This window comes from Shimia biformata, from assembly GCF_016888515.1.
Classification (GTDB): domain Bacteria; phylum Pseudomonadota; class Alphaproteobacteria; order Rhodobacterales; family Rhodobacteraceae; genus Shimia_A; species Shimia_A biformata.
Window position 1 is genome coordinate 1,895,655 of record NZ_JAFEJK010000001.1, and the last position, 17,692, is coordinate 1,913,346.

Consider the following 17,692-nt stretch of genomic DNA (forward strand, 5'->3'; position numbering starts at 1 on the left):
GGCCGCAGTTGGCGTCACGTTTCCGACAGGGGAGATCAGAACGCTTCGGCCATCATGCAATTGGCGTAATAGGTGACGGTGGCGGGCCAGTCCGAGAAAATGCCCTCGACCCCGACATCCTGTGCCAGCACATGCATCAGTTCGAAATACATCGCGTCGTTGCTGGTGACGTCCTTGACGGTCTGGAAATACCAGCCGCCGCCGTTTTCCAGCGGCCCCGAGCGTTCCAGCGTCCAGGTGATCAGTTTCAGACCGGCAGCCTTGGCTTCCTCGGCATAGGCCGAGGGCACGATCTGGCCGTTTTCGACGGTGACCAGCATCCACATCGGCGGGGCGATATACTGCACGCCTGCCTCGGCCAGTTCCGCCATCGGGCGACGGAAGGTGGACGGATCGTTGGGGTCGAAGCCCGCGTCATTATAGCTGTCATCCAGGAACACGGCCTGTTTGCCGAACTCGGGCTCGGCCTTAATCCAGTAAAGCACATCGTCAAGGTTGAACGACTGCGGCCACACATCCGATGCGGGGATGCCGGCGGCCTTGTATTCGTCGATCATCTTCTGGGCGTAATCTTCCTGGGTGAAACCGTCAAAGGGCATCTCGACCGAGGGCGATTTCAGTTCGGGAGTGAACTTGGCGCCAAGCTCTTTGAACAGGGCGATCGACTCGGCATGGGTCATCAGCGTGCCCTTGGTGGCATAAAGATCGGTGCGCCAGCCTGCGGTGCCGTCCAGATAGGCCTCGACCGTGGTGGCGGTGCCGTTAGCCGCGTCCATCTTGCCGTTCAGCGTCTTGAACTCGGCCAGGGTGATGTCCGAGGTGCGGCACTCGGCCGATGCCTTGGCGTCGCCAGCGGCCGGGGTGAAGCCGGCGGTGCAGTTGTCGGCAAGGTTGGTGGCCAGGATGTTGGTGGTGGTGTGCAGGTCGTTCTGGGCGTGGCGGCAGACCAGTTCCTTGTCCTTGGTAAAGGTCACGTCGCATTCCAGGATGCCGGCCCCCATGCGCGCGGCGGCGCGGTTCGATTCAACGGTGTGTTCCGGGAACATCAGCGGCGCGCCGCGGTGCCCGATCGAGAACGGGTGCGGGCGGAAGTCCATGTCGCGGCAGGCGTCCAGCTGTTGTTTCAGCGGGCCATCGGCCATCTGGTCGATCAGGTAATAGGGGCGCGGGCCCAGCTCGACCTCGGATGCGAAGGCCATGACAGGAAGGCTGGCGGCAGCGGCCAGCAGGGTGGTGCGAAGCATCATCACTCTCCATTAGGTGTTGGATGCGCGCACTTCTGGCGGCGGAATGTGACACCGCCGCGATGGTTCTGTCAGATTTCGGTGACGGCTGGGTAACGCTTACATGAAGCCCAGTTCGAGGCGCGCCTCGTCGGACATCATCTCCATCCCCCACGGCGGGTTCCAGGTCAGTTCGACGGTGACCGATTTCACGCCCGGCACCGAACCGACGGCCTCTTCGACCCATCCCGGCATCTCGCCCGCGACGGGGCAGCCGGGCGCGGTCAGGGACATCACGACGCTGACGTCGTTCTCGTCCGAGATGGCAATCGTGTAGATCAGGCCGAGGTCATAGATATTGACCGGAATCTCAGGGTCATAGACCGAGCGGCAGGCCTCGACCGTGGCCTCGTGCAGCGGGTGATCGACGCTTGAGGGGGCAATCAGCGGGGTGCCTTCAACGGGATCGGTGGCGTGGTCCATGGGGCTTCCTAGGGTCAGTGGTTCATATTCCTGAGCGAAGATATAGGGAATTGACCCGGCAAGGTCCAGAGCGGCCCGGTGCAGAAAATGCCGCAGCCGGGCTATTCCCGTGGCTATCCCGCCTGTCCCGCCTTGGCGATGCGGCGGCGCGACGGGGCAGGGCGGGCGCGGGCCTCGATCTGGTCATAGAGCAATGCGGCGATGTTCTTGCCGGACGTGGCCTCGATCCCTTCCAATCCGGGGGACGAGTTCACCTCAAGCACCTTCGGCCCGCTGTCCGATCGCAGCATGTCGACCCCGGCCAGCCCAAGGCCAAAGGCGCGGGTGGCGCGGACGGCGGCGTCGCGTTCTTCTTTCGTGATGCGGACTTTCTGGGCCTTGCCGCCCAGATGCAGGTTCGACCGGAAATCGCCCTCGGCCCCGGTGCGCTTCATCGCCGCCACCACTTTCGAGCCGATCACGAGACACCGGATATCCTCGCCCGCGGCTTCCTTGACGAAATCCTGCACGAGGAAATTGGCGCGCAAGCCCCGGAAGGCGGTGATCACGGATTCGGCGGCCTTCTTGGTTTCGGCTAGAACGACGCCCTTGCCCTGGGTGCTTTCCAGCAGTTTCACGATCATCGGCGCGCCGCCGACAATGTCGATCAGGTTGCGCGTGTCCTTGGGGGACGAGGCAAAGGCGGTGGCGGGCATGCCGATCTTGTGGCGTGCCAGCACCTGATGCGCGTGCAGCTTGTCGCGGCTGGCGGTGATCGCATCGGAACCGTTGACGCAATAGGTGCCCAGCGTCTCGAACTGGCGCAGGACGGCGGTGCCGTATTGCGTGATCGACGCGCCGATCCGCGGGATGACCGCGTCATAGCGGGGCAGGCGCTTGCCGTCGTAATGCACTTCCGGTGCCAGCGCATTGATCGCCATGTAGCAGCGGGTGGTGTCGATCACCTCGACCGTATGGCCACGCTTTTCACCTTCTTCGACAAGGCGCTGGGTGGAATAGTTGTTCTCGCGGCTGAGAACGGCGATGCGCAGGGCGCGGGCCGGGGCGGTCTTGCGGATCGCGGGGCTGGCATAGACCGAGTACTCCAGTTCCGGCTGGCAGAACCGCTCGGATGGCACCACGGCGACATGCTCGCCCAGTGCCTGCCGCCCCAGAAGCATATGCAGCGCCATACCGCGCCGGTCGGTCAGTGTCAGCTCAACCGGCCAGTCGCGCCCGCCCACCGACAGGGTCGAGCGGATCACGAAGCGCATCTCGCTGTCGCCATTGGACGAGGTGACCTCGCGCCGGTCGATGATCTCGGCCGAGCAGGGGATCAACAGGGTTTCGTCGCCCGGAACCGGATGCACGGCAAAGCGCACCTTGGGGCGATTGGCGGGGCCGAAGGGTTCGATATGGGTGGCCTGCAAGGCGGATGTGCGCGCACCGGTGTCGACCTTGGCGCGGATCGCGGGCAGGCCGAGATCGGGCAGGCTGACCCATTCTTCCCAGCCAAGGCGCAGCAATTGGGGGGCGGACTCGGTCATCGCGGGTCTCCGGTTGGCAATGTCATGTCAGGTGAGTCGGTGCCAAACGGCACGGTTGCCCGCCTGTGGCATGGGCAGAGGAACGGGGCAAGCGGGGAAATCGCGGGTGAAAGCGGCAAAGGCCGTGCCCGTGTCGCCGGGGACACGGGCGGGCTAGGGAGTGTTGGTCAGTCGTTGATATCTTCGTCGAAGGTTTTGACCGACCCGGTGGATTTCGGGAACAGCTGTTTCAGGGCGAACCACGCCACCAGCGACAGGGCCGCAAAGATCAGCAACAGAAGCGGCAGACCCGCCGAAAGACCGGTATTGGCCAGCAACAGCCCGACCGCGCCCGCGCCGATCGCAAAGCCAAGAAAGACATAGCCCGGCGCCAGCACCTCGAGAATGGCAAGGATCAGCGCAGCGGCCGCCCAGACCCACCAGATTGTCCAGATCGGATCGCTCATTTTGTACCGCCTTTCAGCAGTTTGAACGCGTCGCCAAAGGCATCCAGCGCATTTGCCGGCACAAGGATCGTCTGGCTGCCCTGTCCCTTGCCAAGCGCATTCAGCGCATCGACCTGTTTCAGCGCGACCTGATATTGCGCCGCCTCAAGCCCATTGTCGGCAATCGCCTTGGCGACGACCTCGGTGGCATAGGCCTCGGCGTCCGCCTGAATGCGGCGCGCCTTGGCGGTCTGCTCGGCGGCGTAAAGCTCGGCGTCGGCGTTCAGTTCGATGGCGCGCTTCTGGCCCTCGGCCTCGGTCACCTGCGCGCGGCGGGCGCGTTCGGCGTTCAGTTGTTGCAGCATGGCGTCGCGGGTCGCCTGATCCAGGTTCACGTCGAGGATTTCCGCCCGCGTGACCTCGATCCCCCAGTCATCCACGGCGGTTTCGACGCTGGCCTTGATCTGGTCGATCAGCTGGCTGCGGTTGGATTGCACGTCATCAAGGTCCATCTTGCCGATCTCGGCCCGCACGATGCCGGCCACCGTGGTCGCAATCGCGGCATCGACGTCGCGGATGCGATACACCGTCTTTTCCGGCTCAAGGATGCGGTAAAACACCGAGGTATCGATCTGCACCAGCACGTTGTCGCGCGTGATCGCGTCCTGCGTGGCGTTGGGCAGTTGCCGTTCGAGAATCGAGATCTTGTGACGCGGCACATCCAGAAACGGCACGATGAAATTGATGCCGGGCCCAAGGACGGAATGCAGGCGGCCAAAGCGTTCGACCACGAATTTTTCCGACTGCGGCACGATCCGAATGCCTTTCAGCACGATCAGGATCAGGAAAATTGCGCCCAGTATCAGGACGATATTGCTCAAAAGGACATCAACGATCAGGTCTTCGGACATTGTCACCTCACTATTGTATGCTATTGTATACACATGGGAATTCGGCACCGGTTTTACAAGCCGGGCAAAATGCGGTTAAGGGAACCAAACTCCAGACAGGTGCCTCATGACAAGCCGTTTCTCGTTCCAGCTTCACGCCACCGATGGCAAGGCCCGCACCGGCGTCATCCAGACGCCGCGTGGCGAGGTGCGCACGCCGGCCTTCATGCCGGTGGGTACGGCGGCGACGGTAAAGGCCATGATGCCGGAATCGGTGCGCGCGACCGGGGCGGATATCCTTTTGGGCAATACCTATCATTTGATGCTGCGCCCGACGGCGGAGCGGATCGACCGGCTGGGGGGCTTGCACAGGTTCATGAACTGGGAGCGGCCGATCCTGACGGATTCAGGCGGGTTTCAGGTCATGTCGCTGGCGGGGCTGAGGAAGCTGACCGAAAAGGGCGTTACGTTCAAATCCCATATCGACGGATCGAAACACGAACTGACCCCGGAACGGTCGATGGAGATTCAGCGGCTTCTGGGCTCGGACATTGTCATGTGTTTCGACGAATGCCCGGCGCTGCCCGCCGACCGTGACCGGATCGCCGAGTCCATGCGCCTGTCGATGCGGTGGGCCGATCGGTCGCGCGAGGCGTTTGGCGACCGTCCCGGCCATGCCCTGTTCGGCATCATGCAGGGCGGGCTTGAACGCGACCTGCGCGAGGAAAGCGCCGAGGCGCTGAAACAGATCGGGTTCGAAGGTTACGCCGTGGGTGGTCTGGCTGTGGGCGAGGGGCAGGAGGCGATGTTTGGCTGCCTCGACTATGCGCCCGATTTCCTGCCGGTGGACAAGCCGCGATACCTGATGGGGGTGGGCAAGCCCGACGACATCGTCGGCGCGGTCAAACGCGGCATCGACATGATGGATTGCGTATTGCCATCGCGCTCTGGCCGCACGGGCCAGGTCTTTACCCGCCGTGGCGTCGTCAACATCAAGAACGCCCGCCACGCCGACGACCCGCGCCCGCTGGACGAAGATTGCACCTGTCCCGCCTGCGCGAACTATTCCCGCGCTTACCTGCACCACGTGTTCCGCGCCAACGAGATGATCTCGGGCATGCTGCTGACATGGCACAACCTGCACTATTTCCAGGAGATCATGGCAGGCATGCGGGCGGCGATTGCCGAAAGGACATTTGACGCGTGGGAGGCCGAGTTCCACCGCCAGCGGGCGGAAGGGGACATTGAACCCCTTTGACTTGCGGCGAAACCGCGGCGGGATTTGCGCGTTGTGGCGCGGGCGGGGCTGGGCTAGCTTCTGGGCGACCATGATTTGCGAGGACGCCATGAAACGACCCTTTGCCGCCACCCTTATTGCCGCGACGCTTGCGACACCTGTGCTTGCTGCCGATCTGGATGGCTGCCAACTGACCAACAAGGATTTCAACGCGGTGGTTGCGCCTGCGCTTCAGGGCGAATTCACGGCAAAGAACGGCAAGGGCGTCATGGTGCTGTCGACCGGGGCCAAGTCGCTGACCGAACCGGTTCCGGCCAAGGGCAGTCAGGCGATCACCATGGTCATGCAGGACGGCAAGCTTTATGCCAAGGTTGGCAATGCGCAGGCTGTCGAGGTGCGCATTGTGCGCGGCAATCCCACCGATTACGGCGTCAAGTTTGAATTCCACCCAGGGCAGGACGAAAACGCCCCCTCGGTGGTGATGGACGCCGACGCGATGGGCACCGCCCCGGCCTGCGGCCCGTCCGAGATCATGCGCATCCAGTTTGGCGGCAAGCTGACCGATTCCGACGGCGGCGCACGTGATTACAGCTTCATCCTGCATATGGTGAACGAAGACCTGCTGTCGGGCGTGATGAACATGGACGGCACCCAGGGCGAGAATTCCGCGCAGGTGCGCCGCCTTATCACGCTTAAGCGCAATTAAGGGGCATTTGCGCCATATGCCGCCTTGTGGTCGGGCGCAGCCACACTATGCTGTGGTTACCCCGTGATCGAAGGTTGAAATGGTGCAGGGTGCTGCCCACCTTTGACAGACAGGAAACGGAACCGGCCGAAGGGTTGCCGCCAAGCGGGACCCGCGCTGGTTTGCAAAGAACAAGGACCGAGTATGCAAGAGCCCCTCAACAACTCCTATCCGGTGCTGCCCCTGCGCGACATCGTGGTCTTCCCCCACATGATCGTGCCGCTTTTCGTCGGCCGCGAAAAATCGGTGCGCGCATTGGAAGAGGTGATGGCAGATGACAAGCAGATCCTGCTGAGCAGCCAGATCGACCCCTCTGTCGATGACCCGGATGAAACCGGTATCTATCGCACCGGCGTTCTGGCCAATGTGCTGCAACTGCTGAAACTGCCCGATGGCACGGTGAAAGTGTTGGTCGAAGGCCAGTCGCGTGTCGCGATCACCGGATTTCTGGAAAACGACGACTTCTTCGAAGCCGAAGCCGAGGCGCTGACCGAACTCCCCGGCGACGCCACCACGATCGAAGCCCTGCTGCGCAGCGTCGCGGATGAATTCGAGCGTTATGCCAAGGTCAAGAAGAACATCCCCGAAGAGGCGCTTTCGGCGGTTGCCGAATCCCAGGAACCCAATCGCCTGGCCGACCTTGTCGCGGGGCATCTTGGGATCGAGGTCGACCAGAAGCAGGATCTTCTGGAAACGCTGTCCGTCAGCGAACGGCTGGAGAAGGTCTTTGGCCTGATGCAGGGCGAAATGTCCGTCCTGCAGGTCGAGAAAAAGATCAAGACCCGCGTCAAATCCCAGATGGAGAAGACCCAGCGCGAATACTATCTGAATGAGCAGATGAAGGCCATTCAGAAAGAGCTTGGCGACGGCGAGGACGGCTCGAACGAAGTGGCCGAGCTTGAGGAAAAGATCGCCGCGACGAAGCTGTCGAAAGAGGCCAGGGAAAAGGCCGATGCCGAGCTGAAGAAGCTCAAGAACATGTCGCCCATGTCGGCCGAGGCAACGGTTGTGCGCAACTACCTGGACTGGATGCTGTCGATCCCGTGGGGCACCAAGTCGCGCGTGAAAAAGGACCTGAACCGGGCGCAGACCGTGCTGGATGCCGACCACTATGGCCTTGAGAAGGTCAAGGAGCGGATCGTCGAATATCTTGCCGTGCAACAGCGGTCGAAGAAGCTCAAGGGCCCGATCCTGTGCCTTGTCGGACCTCCGGGTGTCGGCAAGACCTCGCTTGGCAAATCGGTCGCCAAGGCCACGGGACGCGAGTTTATCCGCATCTCGCTGGGCGGCGTTCGTGACGAATCCGAGATCCGCGGCCACCGCCGGACCTATATCGGCTCGATGCCCGGCAAGATCATCCAGGCGCTGAAAAAGGCCAAGACGACGAACCCGCTGATCCTTCTCGATGAGATCGACAAGATGGGGCAGGATTTCCGGGGCGACCCGGCGTCGGCCATGCTCGAGGTGCTGGACCCGGAACAGAACTCGACCTTTGTCGATCACTATCTCGAGGTCGAATATGACCTCTCGAACGTGATGTTCCTGACCACAGCGAACAGCTACAACATGCCCGGCCCGCTTCTGGACCGGATGGAGATCATCTCGCTCGCCGGCTACACCGAGGACGAGAAGCGCGAGATCGCCAAGCAGCACCTGATCGACAAGCAGGTCAAGAACCACGGCCTGAAAAAGGGTGAGTTCAAACTGACCGACGAGGCGCTGCAGGAGATCATCCGCACCTATACCCGCGAGGCCGGTGTGCGGAACCTTGAACGCGAGATCGCCAAGACCGCGCGCAAGGCGGTGACCCAGATCGTGCGCAAGGACGCCGACAAGGTGACCGTCACGCCGGAAAACCTGGACGATTTCCTTGGCGTCAAGAAATTCCGCTATGGTCTGGCCGAACAGGAAGACCAAGTGGGGGTCGTGACCGGGCTGGCCTGGACCAGCGTGGGCGGTGATCTGTTGCACATCGAGGCGCTGAAGCTGCCCGGCAAGGGGCGGATGAAGACCACCGGCAAGCTGGGCGAGGTGATGAAGGAGTCGATTGATGCCGCATCCAGCTATGTCCGCTCGATCTCGCCCCAGATCGGGGTCAAGCCGCCGCAGTTCGAGAAGTTCGACATCCACGTCCACGTCCCCGATGGCGCGACGCCCAAGGACGGGCCGTCGGCGGGTCTGGCGATGGTGACGTCGATCGTCTCGGTGCTGACCGGCATCCCCGTCCGCAAGGACATCGCCATGACCGGCGAGGTGTCGTTGCGCGGCAATGCCATGCCCATCGGTGGCCTGAAGGAAAAACTTCTGGCGGCGCTTCGGGGCGGCATCAAGACCGTGCTGATCCCGGAAGAGAACGAGAAAGACCTGGCCGAGATCCCCGACAACGTGAAGGACGGTCTCAAGATCATTCCGGTCAAACATGTCTCGGAAGTGCTGAAACTGGCGCTGGTCGATACGCCCGAACCGATTGAATGGGACGAGGCCGCGGAAGAGGCTGCCGCCGCGAAACTGGCGGCCGAGAAAGGGGCAGGGGCCACGGCCCACTGATCCCGACCGCACAGAAACCGATCAAGGGGCGCCGCACTGGCGCCCCTTTTTCTTTCAATGTTTCAGGGTTTTGCGCTGATCTGTGGCCGGATCGCGGGGAACCCGCTACTATGTCCTCAAAATGGAAACAAACGAGGCGAATCGAGATGGCCAAAACGCCAGGCAGCACCCGCACCAGATCCACAACCACGCGCAGCCGCGCGACCACGTCCAAGCGCAGCGCCACGGCGACCAAGACGGCGACCAAGAAAGCCCCGGCTGCCAAAACGGTGAAACCCGTGGTCGTGAAAGAAGCGGAACCGGTGGTAACGCTGCCCGATTTCAAGAAGACCGACCTGATCGAGGCCGTGGTCGAACGCTCGGGCGTAAAAAAGCGCTTTGCCAAGCCCGCGATCGAGGCCGCGCTTGCCATTCTGGGCGAAACCCTGGCTGCGGAACGCGACCTGAACCTTCAACCGATGGGCAAGGTCAAGATCCAGCGCAGCAAGGAAAAGGGCGGTGCCAAGGTGCTGACGGCCCGCATCCGCCAGTCAGCGCAGAAGGTAAAGGACAGCAAATCGGACAGCACCGGCGAACCACCCGCAAAAACCCCGACTGCCCCTCTTGCGGACGCCGCAGAGTAGGGCTAGAAGGCGCGGCACGGGCGATTGGCTCAGTGGTAGAGCACTCCGTTCACATCGGAGGGGTCACTGGTTCGAATCCAGTATCGCCCACCATTACCCCCGTATGACCGCCGCCCCTCGGCAGACCTGAGGCAGAGCTTTGAAAAAAGGCAAACGTCATGCGCGATCTTCCCCCGATCTGGTTTCTGCGACATGGGCAGACCGAATGGAATGTCGAAGGACGTATCCAGGGGCGGCTGGATTCGCCGCTGACCGACGAGGGGCTGGCGCAGGCCCATACGCAGCGCGATATCCTGGCGCCGCACCTGACCGGGTTCGTCGCATCCGGCGGTCGCGCCTTTGTCTCGCCTCAAGGACGGGCACAGCACACGGCCCGCATCGCCCTTGGTGGGATCGACCTGATCACCGACCCCCGCATCGCCGAGATCGACTCGGGTGATTGGGAAGGCCAGCTCAAGCGCGACGTGGCCGCGCCGGGGGCCGATCTCGATATCTATACCGCGGCGCAGGGCGGCGAAGGCTATGACGGGCTGGTGGCGCGTGTCACGTCCTTCCTGTCGGACCTGACCGGCCCGACGATCATCGTCAGCCACGGTATGCTGGGGCAGGTTCTGCGCGGCACGGTCTGCGGGCTGGGACGTGACGGCATGGCGCGCCTGTCCAACCATCAGGGTGTGGTCTATCTGCTTGAAAACGGGCGTGAAACGCTGGTCGGGCCGGATGCCGAGATGGGCTTTTTGCGGCTGACGTGAATTTCGCGGCTTGCGCAGCCGTCCCGCATTCGCTAGATCACGCCGGACGGGTCGTTAGCTCAGTTGGTAGAGCGCTTCGTTTACACCGAAGATGTCGGGAGTTCGAGTCTCTCACGACCCACCATTTACCCCACAATTCATCGCACCAAGTCGCGGGCAACCTTTGTGTTGCGATGACCGTTCGGGCGGGTCTGGTCGGGGCCGGCGCAGGTATGGGCATGGGGTCCAAAACCGTGGCCGCGCCGCCCCCGTTTCGTGTTGCTTAGCTCAAGGGCGCGCAGGCCTCGGCGCCGGTCTCGGTTGTGACAAGCGTGTATCCGGCCTCGCAGCTGGCATTGCCCTGTTTGTCAAAAACCGGCTGGCCATAGATCGGTGCGGGCGGTTCCTTCTGGCTGCAGGCGGCAAGGGTGACGGCGGTGACGCAGAGCAGGGCGAAACGTTTGGTCATGTGATTTTCCTTCTTTCCTGAGGATCTTGGGTGACCCCATTTGACCGCGCAGAAGCCGAAGCTCAATTCCCCTGATCGGGGGCAGGCGGGTTGATGCCAAGTGGTGGAAAATTTCTTGCGGATTGCCGCTGATAATCGCTTGACGCGCCGGGACGGGGGACATAAACCACGGCTCACGCCCGGGGCAGCCCGGGTTGGTAGCGAGCGGTTGTAGCTCAGTTGGTTAGAGTACCGGCCTGTCACGCCGGGGGTCGCGGGTTCGAGCCCCGTCAACCGCGCCACCGCTGCCTTGAAAGACCCAGCCCGAAAAGGGCAATGCGCGGTTGTAGCTCAGTTGGTTAGAGTACCGGCCTGTCACGCCGGGGGTCGCGGGTTCGAGCCCCGTCAACCGCGCCATTTTTCTCCTAAAAAACCTGAGTCCTGATTGGCGCCAGTCTGGTCTGTTTTCCGCCCGGCGGCACGCCGGGCAGCGCCCGACCGCCCCCATGGGCGGGCGCTTCTCGCCCACCCGCGGTCGGGCGCTGCCCTTTTCGCTACCCCTTGGTCATTTCATCCAGCACCCGCGCCCAGGAACGGATACCTTTGTGGAAACTCTCCACATTGTACTTTTCGTTGGGCGAGTGGATGGCGTCGTCGTCATGGGCAAAGCCGATCAGCATCGATTCCATGCCGAGGATCGACTTGAAGAACCCGGCAATCGGGATCGATCCTCCCATGCCGGTGACCACCGCCTCGCGGTTCCATTCCGCCGACAACGCGGCGCGGGCGGCGGCGAATTCGGGGCGGGAGGTGTCCATGACCGATGCCGGCGATCCCTCGGGTGTCTTGTCCCAGGTGATCTTGGCGTCGGGGCTGAGCCGGGCCTCGACATGGGCGCGAATCTTCTTCTGCAGCGCCGCGGGGTCCATGTCGCCGACCAGACGGCAGGTGATCTTGCAATGGGCCTGGCTGGGGATCACGGTTTTCGACCCGGCCCCCTGATAGCCACCCCAAAGCCCGTTCACCTCAAGCGTCGGACGCGCCCATTGCTGTTCCAGCGTGGAATAGCCCTTTTCGCCATGCGGCACGGTATAGCCGACCGAGTTCAGATAGGTCTGTTCGTCGAAACCACAGTCCTGCCACGCGGCAAGCTGATCGGCGGGCACCTCATGCACACCGTCATAGAACCCCTCGACTGCGACGCGACCGTCGTCATCGTGGAAGGACGCGACCAGCCGCGCGATTTCCTTCAGCGGGTTCAGGCCGGGGCCGCCATAGTGACCGGAATGCAGGTCAATGGTCGGCCCGGTGATGGTGAATTCATCCTTCAGCATGCCGCGCAGCTGCCCGGCGATCGACGGTACACCCGGCGACACCATGGACGTGTCACAGATCAGCGCGATGTCGGCTTTCAGCTCCTCGGCATGGTCCTTCATGAACGGGATCAGGCTGGGCGAGCCCGATTCCTCTTCGCCTTCGAAGAAAAAGGTGATTCTGCAGGGCAATTTTCCGTGAACGGCCTTCCATGCGCGGCAGGCCTCGACAAAGGTCATCAGCTGCCCCTTGTCGTCCGACGACCCGCGCCCGCGGATCACCCGGCCATTGGGCGTGTCCTGCAACTCGGGCTCAAACGGGGGCGTGTTCCACAATTCAAGCGGGTCCACGGGCTGTACATCATAATGGCCGTAAAACAGCACATGCGGCCCCGCATCGCCGGGGTCCCCGACATGGCCCACCACCATCGGATGACCGGGGGTGGGGCGTTTTTGTGCATCGATTCCAATGCTTTGCAAGTCCTTGACCAGCCAGTCGGCGGCATCCTGACAGGGTTGCTGATAGGCCGGATCGGTCGAGATCGACGGGATGCGCAGAAGCTCCATCAGGCGGGTGATGGACTGGTCCAGATCGGCATCGATACGGGAAAGAACGGGATCAAGCGACATGCGCGCACTCCTTGGTTGACCTCAGTTTTGCGCGACCCTATCAGCGCGATTGAAAAGGTCCAGACCAGCTTGACCAAGATCAAGGAGTGGTGAGCGGCAAAATGTAACCTGTTGCTCAAGGACGGTACGCGCTATATCCATTCAATAAGTTGAATGCTCGGGCGCCGTGCCGAAGCGAAATGGTCTGACACGCGCAGGCCGGACTAAGACGGAGGGAACGCCCGTGGACTATAATGCGAAACTCGACGAAGCGCTGAAACGGCTGCATGACGAAGGCCGGTATCGCACGTTCATCGATATCGAACGGGAAAAGGGCAACTATCCGCACGCCACATGGCGGCGTCCCGATGGCAGCGAACAGCCCATCACCGTCTGGTGCGGCAACGACTATCTTGGCATGGGCCAGCACCCGGTTGTTCTGGATGCAATGCACGAGGCGCTGGATGCCACCGGCGCGGGCTCGGGCGGCACGCGCAACATCTCGGGCACCACGGTCTATCACAAGCGGCTTGAGGCCGAGATCGCCGACCTGCACGGCAAGGAATCGGCGCTGTTGTTCACCTCGGCCTATATCGCCAATGACGCGACGCTTTCGACCCTGCCGAAGCTGTTTCCGGGCCTGATCATCTATTCCGACGAATTGAACCACGCCTCGATGATCGAGGGCGTGCGCCGCAACGGGGGCGCCAAGCGCATCTTCCGTCACAATGACGTCGAACACCTGCGCGAATTGCTTGCAGCCGACGATCCGGCGGCGCCCAAGCTGATCGCGTTTGAATCGGTCTACTCGATGGACGGCGATTTCGGCCCGATCGAGGCGATCTGCGACCTGGCCGACGAGTTTGGCGCGCTGACCTATATCGACGAAGTGCATGCGGTTGGCATGTATGGTCCGCGCGGCGGCGGTGTCACTGAACGTGACCGCCTGGCGCATCGTATCGACATCATCAACGGCACACTGGCCAAGGCTTATGGCGTGATGGGCGGCTATATCGCGGCCAGCTTCAAACTGTGTGACGCGATCCGGTCCTATGCGCCGGGCTTCATCTTCACCACCTCGCTGCCGCCGACGGTTGCGGCAGGGGCGGCGGCTTCGGTCCGTCACCTCAAGACCGACCAGGCGCGCCGCGATCTGCATCAGCAGCAGGCCAAGACGCTGAAACTGCGTCTCAAGGGTCTGGGTCTGCCGATCATCGACCACGGCAGCCATATCGTTCCGGTGATCGTGGGCGACCCGGTCCACACCAAGAAACTCTCCGACATGCTGCTTGAGGGCTATGGCATTTACGTCCAGCCGATCAACTTCCCGACCGTGCCGCGCGGAACCGAGCGTCTTCGCTTCACGCCGTCGCCGGTGCACGGCCCCGAGGAAATGGACAAGCTGATCCGCGCCATGGACCAGCTGTGGTCGCACTGTGCGCTGAATCGTGCCGAACTCGCCGGCTAAATCACGCGAATGTGCAGAATCGGTTGCGCTGTGTTACAGTTGCCCTAATGAAGTGACCGATCCGAGCCTGATTCTACTATCAGGGGATAGGTTCAGGATCGGCGTTGCGAATGGGGCGTAGTGGATGATCGGGCGCAAGACACCGCGCATTTCCGAAGAGGAGGTCGCAAAACCAAAAGGTTTTGACGACTACGACCTGCGTCTTGGCGACATGATGCGGGGCGAACGCGCCACCATGGGCAAATCGCTTCTGGATGTGCAGCGAGAGCTTCGTATCCGCGCCAGCTATGTCGCCGCGATCGAGAACTGCGATCCCACCGCCTTTGAAACACCGGGTTTCATCGCCGGATACGTGCGGTCCTATGCCCGCTATCTGGGCATGGACGCCGAGCGCGCATTCGAGGCGTTCTGCCGCGAAAGCGGGTTCCAGACCGCGCATGGCATGTCGGCCGAGGCGTCGACCATCCGCAAATCCGAACCCAAGCGCACAACTGCTCCGCGTGACCGCGATCCTCTGGTCACACCGAACATGCCGTTTACCCCGGTGCAGGAATCGCTGCTCAGCCGGATCGAACCGCAGGCCATCGGCTCGTCGCTGGTGCTGCTCGCGCTGATTGCCGGGATCGGCTATGGCGGCTGGGCCGTTCTGAACGAGGTGCAGCGCGTGCAGCTTGCGCCGGTCGACCAGACCCCGGTTGTCCTGTCCGACCTCGACCCGCTGCAAACGGTGCAGCCCGCGCTTGTGGGCGAGGCCGAGGAGGCGGCGGATCTCGCCGATGCCACCGGCGTCTTTGCGCCGCCGAGAGAGTCACTTGACCGGCTTTACCGTCCACAGGCGCTTGAGGTGCCGGTGCTGGTGGCGCGGGATGGACCGATCTCGACCCTTGATCCGCAAAGCGTCGGCGCATTCCGGCGTGATGAGCCGACCCTGATGGCAACCGTGCCGCAGGACAGCGAACCGCCCGTCACAACACCAAAGGTTCTGGCCGAGGCCGCGCCAGAGGTGGTGCTGATGGCCGTGCGTCCGGCCTGGGTGCGGGTCCGGTCCGCTGATGGCTCGGTCCTGTTTGAAAAGATTCTCGATGCGGGCGAGGAATATGTGCTGCCCGCAACCGAAGAACCGCCCACTTTGCGCGCCGGCATGTCCGGGTCGCTTTACTTCAAGGTGAACGGCGAGTTGTTTGGCCCCGCCGGGGAAGGCACCGGCACCGTGCGCGACGTGGCGCTGGGGGTGGATGAGATCCAGTCGAAATACACCGTTGCCAATGTCGAAAGCGACGAGGCGCTGGCCAAGATCGTCGCACTGGCCGAAGCCGCAAGGCCGGTGGCCGACAACAACTGACCCGCTTTTTGTCATCATGTCGATGAGCAATGCGCAAGGTCGCATTGCCCCTTTTGTCGCGTCAGACTACATAAGGCCCGAGTGAAGCAGATCCGGGACGAACCCCTTATGTCGATCAACCACATCCGCCCGTGGCGCCAGATCGAGCGCCGCAAATCGCGCCAGATCATGGTCGGAAACGTGCCCGTCGGCGGTGACGCGCCCATCGCGGTGCAAACCATGACCAATACCGATTCCGGGGATGTGAAGGCGACGCTGGCACAGGTGCTGGCGGCGGCCGAGGCCGGCGCGGATATCGTCCGCATCTCGGCGCCCGATCAGGCCGCGACCACGGCTTTGCGCGACATTTGCCGCGAAAGCCCGGTGCCGATCGTGGCGGACATCCATTTCCACTACAAACGCGCCATCGAAGCGGCCGAGGCGGGCGCCGCCTGCCTGCGCATCAACCCCGGCAATATCGGCGATGAAAAGCGGGTGAAAGAGGTGATCCAGGCGGCCAAGGACCATGGCTGTTCGATCCGCATCGGGGTGAATGCCGGGTCGCTTGAAAAGCACCTGTTGGAAAAATACGGCGAACCCTGCCCGGACGCGATGGTCGAGTCGGGGCTCGAACATATCCGCATCCTCGAAGACAATGATTTCCGAAACTACAAGATCAGCGTCAAGGCATCCGATGTATTTATGACCGCCGCTGCCTATCAGCAGCTGGCCGATGTCACCGACGCGCCGATCCACCTTGGCGTGACCGAGGCGGGGGGCTTTGTGTCCGGCACGATCAAATCGGCGATTGGCCTTGGCAACCTCCTGTGGATGGGGATCGGTGACACGATCCGGGTGTCCCTGTCCGCCGATCCGGTGGAAGAGGTGAAGGTTGGTTTCGAGATCCTGAAATCTCTGGGCCTGCGCCATCGTGGGGTCAATATCATCTCTTGCCCGTCCTGCGCGCGGCAGGGGTTTGACGTGATCGCCACCGTGGCCGAACTGGAAAAACGTCTGGCCCATATCCACACGCCCATGAGCCTGTCGATCATCGGCTGCGTGGTGAATGGACCGGGAGAGGCGCTGATGACCGATGTCGGCTTTACCGGCGGCGGGGCGGGGTCGGGCATGGTCTATCTGGCGGGCAAGCAAAGCCACAAGATGTCCAATGACCAGATGATCGACCACATCGTCGAAGAGGTCGAGAAAAAGGCCGCCCAGATCGAGGCGGCCACAGAGTAGAAAAGCGGTCTCGACACAGGTTCGCCCCCGCCCTGGGGGGCGGGTCGGGGGCGATCCGGCGGCAAAAAACAATCTGTCGACGCCGGAAGAGACGCGAACCTCTGTTGGATTACCCCCGTTTCTGCGCCACCAGCGCCTGCATGTTCTGCAGCGGCAGGTAGCCGCGCAGCAGATCATCCTGCATCACGAAAGTCGGGGTGCCCGAGATCCGCAGGCGTTGCGCCAGCGCGCGGGTGGCGTTCAGCTCTTCATTGACCTTGTCGGTGTCCATGGCCGCGAAAAGCGCGTCCTTGTCATGGCCAAGGCTTTCCGCCAGACGGCCCAGGGTGGTCTTGGTGGCGTCCTGCTTGAGCTTGATCAGCGCATTATGCGCGGCCTCATAAGCCTCGTCGCCGTAAAGATGTTTCACCGCGATGGCAAAGCGCGACGACAGGACAGACCCTTCGCCAAGAATCGGGAACTCTTTGACGATAAAGCGGATATTGCCGTCCGACTCGATCAGTTCCACCACCTCGTCATGCGCCTTGCGGCAGTATCCGCAGCGATAGTCGATGAACTCGACCAGGGTGATGTCGCCCTCGGGGTTGCCGCCGACCCAACTGAATCCGTCATTAAAGATCGCATCGGCATTGGCAGTGACAAGTTCGATATCCTGCGCGGCCTCGGCCTGGGCCTGGCGCTGTTCCATCACCTCGACCGCCTCGAAGATCACCTCGGGGTTTTCCAGAAGGTAGGCACGGATCTCGGCGCGGAAGGCGGCGCGTTCGCTGTCGGACATCTTGTCGATGTCAAAGGCGGCGGCGGGCAGGGCGGTCAGGCATAGCGCCGCAGCGGTGGTGGCAAGGAATTTCATCGGTGTCT

At 62.5% G+C, this 17,692-nt stretch carries 16 protein-coding genes and 4 tRNA genes; 12 read left to right on the top strand and 8 right to left on the bottom strand.

Annotated elements, in window-relative coordinates; genetic code table 11:
* Window positions 1–35: 35 nt before the first annotated feature.
* From JQ863_RS09260 to JQ863_RS09280, 5 genes are all read right to left on the bottom strand, one after another.
* A complete protein-coding gene (locus JQ863_RS09260; RefSeq protein ID WP_420826270.1) occupies window positions 36–1,244 on the bottom strand; it encodes a glycerophosphodiester phosphodiesterase family protein in 1,209 nt (402 codons plus the stop codon).
* Between the two features lie 99 nt (window positions 1,245–1,343).
* Window positions 1,344–1,706 (bottom strand): SUF system Fe-S cluster assembly protein, encoded by a 363-nt coding sequence (locus JQ863_RS09265; protein WP_204113999.1) that lies wholly within the window; start codon window positions 1,704–1,706, stop codon window positions 1,344–1,346.
* Between the two features lie 113 nt (window positions 1,707–1,819).
* Window positions 1,820–3,232: a 30S ribosomal protein S6--L-glutamate ligase gene (gene rimK, locus JQ863_RS09270; RefSeq protein ID WP_204114000.1), complete on the bottom strand. Its 1,413-nt coding sequence runs from the start codon at window positions 3,230–3,232 to the stop codon at window positions 1,820–1,822.
* A gap of 167 nt (window positions 3,233–3,399) precedes the next feature.
* Window positions 3,400–3,678, bottom strand: a complete 279-nt coding sequence (locus JQ863_RS09275) for an NfeD family protein (protein WP_204114001.1) — start codon at window positions 3,676–3,678, stop codon at window positions 3,400–3,402.
* Entirely contained in the window at window positions 3,675–4,568 is an 894-nt protein-coding gene (locus tag JQ863_RS09280) for an SPFH domain-containing protein (protein ID WP_204114002.1), read from the bottom strand. Before JQ863_RS09280 ends, JQ863_RS09275 begins: the two co-directional genes overlap by 4 nt.
* 106 nt (window positions 4,569–4,674) lie before the next feature.
* Between JQ863_RS09280 and tgt the strand changes: the two genes are divergently transcribed.
* The 7 genes from tgt to JQ863_RS09315 all read left to right on the top strand — a co-directional run bounded on the left by tgt (window position 4,675) and on the right by JQ863_RS09315 (window position 10,575).
* Window positions 4,675–5,805, top strand: coding sequence for a tRNA guanosine(34) transglycosylase Tgt (tgt, locus tag JQ863_RS09285; protein WP_204114003.1), 1,131 nt, complete (start codon window positions 4,675–4,677; stop codon window positions 5,803–5,805).
* Between the two features lie 88 nt (window positions 5,806–5,893).
* Window positions 5,894–6,490, top strand: coding sequence for a hypothetical protein (locus JQ863_RS09290; RefSeq protein ID WP_204114004.1), 597 nt, complete (start codon window positions 5,894–5,896; stop codon window positions 6,488–6,490).
* A gap of 183 nt (window positions 6,491–6,673) precedes the next feature.
* The gene (gene lon, locus JQ863_RS09295) at window positions 6,674–9,076 is read left to right on the top strand and encodes an endopeptidase La (protein WP_204114005.1); all 2,403 of its coding nucleotides are present in this window, start codon (window positions 6,674–6,676) and stop codon (window positions 9,074–9,076) included.
* Window positions 9,077–9,222: 146 nt separating this feature from the next.
* On the top strand, window positions 9,223–9,699 hold the full coding sequence (locus JQ863_RS09300) for an HU family DNA-binding protein (protein WP_239113250.1): 477 nt from the start codon (window positions 9,223–9,225) through the stop codon (window positions 9,697–9,699).
* Window positions 9,700–9,717: 18 nt separating this feature from the next.
* A tRNA-Val gene (locus JQ863_RS09305) sits at window positions 9,718–9,792 on the top strand.
* A 65-nt stretch (window positions 9,793–9,857) separates the two neighbouring features.
* Window positions 9,858–10,451, top strand: a complete 594-nt coding sequence (locus tag JQ863_RS09310) for a histidine phosphatase family protein (RefSeq protein ID WP_204114006.1) — start codon at window positions 9,858–9,860, stop codon at window positions 10,449–10,451.
* Between the two features lie 48 nt (window positions 10,452–10,499).
* Window positions 10,500–10,575: transfer RNA gene (locus JQ863_RS09315), tRNA-Val, on the top strand.
* Window positions 10,576–10,713: 138 nt separating this feature from the next.
* Here the strand turns inward: JQ863_RS09315 and JQ863_RS09320 are convergent.
* Entirely contained in the window at window positions 10,714–10,899 is a 186-nt protein-coding gene (locus JQ863_RS09320; protein ID WP_204114007.1) for a hypothetical protein, read from the bottom strand.
* 204 nt (window positions 10,900–11,103) lie between these two features.
* Here JQ863_RS09320 and JQ863_RS09325 point away from each other — a divergent pair.
* Together JQ863_RS09325 and JQ863_RS09330 are read left to right on the top strand one after the other, a co-directional pair.
* Window positions 11,104–11,180, top strand: a tRNA-Asp gene (locus JQ863_RS09325).
* 38 nt (window positions 11,181–11,218) lie between these two features.
* A tRNA-Asp gene (locus JQ863_RS09330) sits at window positions 11,219–11,295 on the top strand.
* A gap of 137 nt (window positions 11,296–11,432) precedes the next feature.
* Here the strand turns inward: JQ863_RS09330 and JQ863_RS09335 are convergent.
* Window positions 11,433–12,821, bottom strand: coding sequence for a dipeptidase (locus tag JQ863_RS09335; protein ID WP_204114008.1), 1,389 nt, complete (start codon window positions 12,819–12,821; stop codon window positions 11,433–11,435).
* 223 nt (window positions 12,822–13,044) lie between these two features.
* Here JQ863_RS09335 and hemA point away from each other — a divergent pair, with 223 nt between their 5' ends.
* The 3 genes from hemA to ispG all read left to right on the top strand — a co-directional run bounded on the left by hemA (window position 13,045) and on the right by ispG (window position 16,831).
* Window positions 13,045–14,268: a 5-aminolevulinate synthase gene (hemA, locus tag JQ863_RS09340; protein ID WP_204114009.1), complete on the top strand. Its 1,224-nt coding sequence runs from the start codon at window positions 13,045–13,047 to the stop codon at window positions 14,266–14,268.
* A 124-nt stretch (window positions 14,269–14,392) separates the two neighbouring features.
* Window positions 14,393–15,610 carry a helix-turn-helix domain-containing protein gene (locus JQ863_RS09345; RefSeq protein ID WP_204114010.1) on the top strand — a complete coding sequence of 406 codons (1,218 nt, stop codon included), beginning with the start codon at window positions 14,393–14,395 and terminating at the stop codon, window positions 15,608–15,610.
* A 108-nt stretch (window positions 15,611–15,718) separates the two neighbouring features.
* On the top strand, window positions 15,719–16,831 hold the full coding sequence (gene ispG, locus JQ863_RS09350; protein WP_204114011.1) for a flavodoxin-dependent (E)-4-hydroxy-3-methylbut-2-enyl-diphosphate synthase: 1,113 nt from the start codon (window positions 15,719–15,721) through the stop codon (window positions 16,829–16,831).
* Between the two features lie 109 nt (window positions 16,832–16,940).
* Here ispG and JQ863_RS09355 read toward each other — a convergent pair whose 3' ends face one another.
* Entirely contained in the window at window positions 16,941–17,684 is a 744-nt protein-coding gene (locus tag JQ863_RS09355) for a DsbA family protein (RefSeq protein WP_204114012.1), read from the bottom strand.
* Window positions 17,685–17,692 lie beyond the last annotated feature (8 nt).